The organism is Vibrio sp. 1288 (assembly GCF_033344475.1).
The window spans coordinates 1-1,683 of record NZ_JAWPOX010000084.1 but is presented as its reverse complement, the minus strand read 5'-3'; the positions used below and the strand labels follow the sequence as shown (position 1 = coordinate 1,683).

The 1,683-nt window shown below is 50.1% G+C and carries 2 protein-coding genes; both read left to right on the top strand.

All coding sequences use genetic code 11. From position 1 onward, the window contains the following. The coding region (locus R8O11_RS24740) for a sulfurtransferase (protein ID WP_318194547.1) at positions 1-907 on the top strand (907 nt) is incomplete at its 5' end. A 21-nt stretch (positions 908-928) separates the two neighbouring features. Then, a partial coding sequence (locus tag R8O11_RS24735) for an NAD(P)-binding protein (RefSeq protein ID WP_318194546.1) occupies positions 929-1,683 on the top strand: 755 nt, incomplete at its 3' end.

Here is a 1,683-nt window from a genome sequence, read left to right as displayed (position 1 = left end):
CTCTGCTGAGGCTGTAATAGTGGATGCTGCTGCTCAAGAGCAGAAGTTCACACAGTACGCTCACCCAGAACACTTCATCTCTGCACAACAACTGAAATCGCTGATGGATGGTGACAAAGACGTGGTTGTGATCGGTGCGCTAAACCCTATCAAACCAGATAGTCCTATTTCTGGTTCTTACACTATGTGGCGTAACGATTACTCAGCGACTGAAGACGCCTACGACTTCGGCGGTATGAGTAATAGCACAGAAGAAATGGAAACAATCCTAGGCAGCTTCGGCGCAACAACAGACAGCACAATCGTCGTCTACGCTGCGGGCTCACACCACGATGCTGCGCGTCTTTACTGGCAAATCCATAACCTTGGCCATCAAGATGTTCGTTACCTTGACGGGGGCTTGAACGCTTGGATGGGCGCTGGCTACCCAACAGGTTCTGCAAACCAAAGCGTTGCAGCGGTTGAATACAACGCACCTAACACACAACAAGATAACAACGCCCTAGCAACGCTAGACATGGTTATCGCAGCGCAAAACAACCCTGATTGGGTGATCCTAGATACTCGCGGCAACGACGAGTTCAACGGGGAAGTTGCGGTTTCTGGCGCATACGGTCCGGGCACTATCCCAAGCAGTGTTCACATTAACTGGACCAAAGCGTTAAACGAAGACACGACGCTGAAATCAGCAGAAGAACTGCAAGCCCTTTACGGCGACATCATCAAAGGTAAGAAAGTTATCGCTTACTGCCAGTCTGGTGTTCGCTCTGCCCACACCACCATGATTCTTACTGAAGTACTAGGTGCAGAAGGCGTTTACAACTACGACGGCTCATGGATCGAGTACAGCCATGCTCACTACGAGCAGAAGAATCCTGAAGTGAACGTTATCAACGGCAAGAGCTAATCAACACGGAAACCGCAGTTAATGAACAATGTAATTTTTAGCCAAAAGCTATACGACACCGCGCAAATGATTGTCGATGGCTGTATGGGTGATGCCGATCCGGCATGTCAAACCGCATGTCCAATGCACACAGACGTAAAACAGTACGTTCGCATGGCTGGTGAAGGGAATTTCCAAGGCGCTTTGGATCTGATCCGCAGCAAACTATTCCTACCTCAAACGCTTGGCCGCATCTGTGCCCACCCTTGTGAAGCGTCTTGTCGTCGTAACACAGAGTTCGGTCAACCAATCAGCGTAGCGGGCATCAAACGTTTCGTTGCAGAGAAAATGGATAACCAAGATCACTGGGATCTCAACATTGCGCCTCTGACGAACAAACACATTGCGATCGTAGGTGCAGGCCCTGCTGGCGCGCAAGCGGCTATTGAGCTTCGTCGTCAAGGCCACGAAGTAACGATTTACGAAAAGCTAGACGTTTACGGCGGCATGATGCGTGTGGGTATCCCTGAATACCGTTTACCGCGCGACGTTATCGACTTCGAATACAGCTACTTGGCGATGCTGGGTATCAAAACTCAGTTCGGCGTTGAGATCGGCAAAGACATTAGCTTCGACACTCTACGTAGCGAACATGATGCTGTGATTCTGGCTCACCGTGCACACCTCGGTTCGATCCCCCCTCTGCCGGGTCATGACAACGATTGCGTCTTTTATGCGGTTGATTCCCTAATAGAGATTTCTGGATCTCGTCAATTTCCACGTGCAGGTAAACGAGT